The 1,395-nt window shown below is 56.9% G+C and carries 3 protein-coding genes; 1 reads left to right on the plus strand and 2 read right to left on the minus strand.

The genetic code is table 11. The features are described from left to right. Positions 1–480: hypothetical protein (locus AC1D0Z_RS21790; protein WP_477660237.1), on the plus strand; the 480-nt coding region annotated here is incomplete at its 5' end. Here AC1D0Z_RS21790 and bfr read toward each other — a convergent pair. Next, positions 447–923 carry a bacterioferritin gene (bfr, locus tag AC1D0Z_RS21795; protein WP_477660238.1) on the minus strand — a complete coding sequence of 159 codons (477 nt, stop codon included), beginning with the start codon at positions 921–923 and terminating at the stop codon, positions 447–449. The two genes, AC1D0Z_RS21790 and bfr, sit on opposite strands and share 34 nt — an antisense overlap. 147 nt (positions 924–1,070) lie before the next feature. Next, on the minus strand, positions 1,071–1,395 hold a 325-nt coding region (locus AC1D0Z_RS21800; protein ID WP_477660239.1), incomplete at its 5' end, for a ferredoxin reductase domain-containing protein.

Raw genomic sequence — 1,395 nt, forward strand, 5'->3', positions numbered from 1 at the left:
GGTAAGGGGAGCGAAAGTTTCAGCGCCTGCGTTCCGGGATTTTTTGTTGCGCGCAGGGCGCGCGGCGCGAGCAGAAGGGTGTGCCAAGATGGCCTCCAAGCAGGGTCCTGCCTTGCAGGCGGCGGACCGGGTTCAGGAAAAAGCTTGGCTGGCTCGAAATGCCTTGGGGCACGAGTTGGCTGGCTCGTAAAGTTCGCCCGAAGTGTATATCAAATGATAATGATTCGTAATCTGTTGTATCTGATTGCACCAGAACACGCGCCAAAAACAGCCCGTTTGTCGCAAAAACGCAAAATTCCGGGCGCCAAGGTCTGGCAGATGCTCGCGGTGGGATGTGCCCTGGCTGAAGCGCCATCTGCAGAAACAAAAAAACGGGGCCAGCCCCGTTTTAAATTGCCCGCCAGGCGCTTCGCCTGGCTATTCAAGATGGCAAGACTGCATTCAGCTCAGCTCAGCTCACCCATCTGGCTTTGCAGGTAGTTCTGTATGCCCACCTTGGCGACCAGTTCGATCTGGGTTTCCAGGAAATCGATGTGCTCTTCGGTGTCGTCCAGGATTTCCTGCAACAGGTCGCGTGAGACGTAGTCACGCACGCTTTCACAGTGGGCAATGCCATCCTTGATGGTCGCTTGTGCGCCGGTTTCAGCTTTCAGGTCGCAGTTCAGCGCCTCAACCACGTCTTCGCCGATCATCAGCTTGCCCAGGTCCTGCAAATTGGGCAGGCCGTCGAGCATGAAGATGCGGTCCATGAGCTTGTCGGCGTGCTTCATCTCGCCGATGGATTCTTCGTATTCCTTCTTGGCCAGCTTGTCCAGGCCCCAGTGTTTGTACATCCGGTAGTGCAGGAAGTACTGGTTGATGGCAGTCAGCTCGTTTTTCAGCTGCGCCTGCAGGTGAGCGATGACTTTTGCGTCGCCTTTCATGGGAATTCCTTATCGTTGTGGTGCGGATCACTCATTGTCACTGGCTGTGTGCCGTAACTCAAGCATTCCCCTGCTGGCGCGGTCTGGTTGCGTTTGATTGTGAGAAACGTTCGCATTGCAAACGTTCCTCGTTTTTCCCCGATTCGCTCAACGCTCGGCAAATGCGCGCTCTACCACGAAGTGGCCGGCCCGTTGCATGTTGCCTTCCTCAAAGCCGCGCTCTTCCAGCATGGCCTTGATGTCGCGCAGCATGTCCGGGCTGCCGCACAACATCAGGCGGTCCACTTCCGTGGAGATCGCCGGCAAGCCCATGTCGCTGTACAGCTTGCCGGACTGCATGAGTTCGGTGATGCGGCCCTCGTTGCGAAAGCGCTCGCGCGTCACGGTGGGGTAGTACATCAGGCGTCCGCGTACGAGTTCACCAAGGAATTCGTGCTCATGCAATTCGTGCTCGATCAGCTCGCGGTAAGCC

Source organism: Polaromonas sp. P1_E3, from assembly GCF_056405935.1.

Excerpts from the sequence above, each read along its gene's own strand:
- bfr (WP_477660238.1), bottom strand. The coding sequence starts at position 923 with ATGAAAGGCGACGCAAAAGTCATCGCTCACCTGCAGGCGCAGCTGAAA.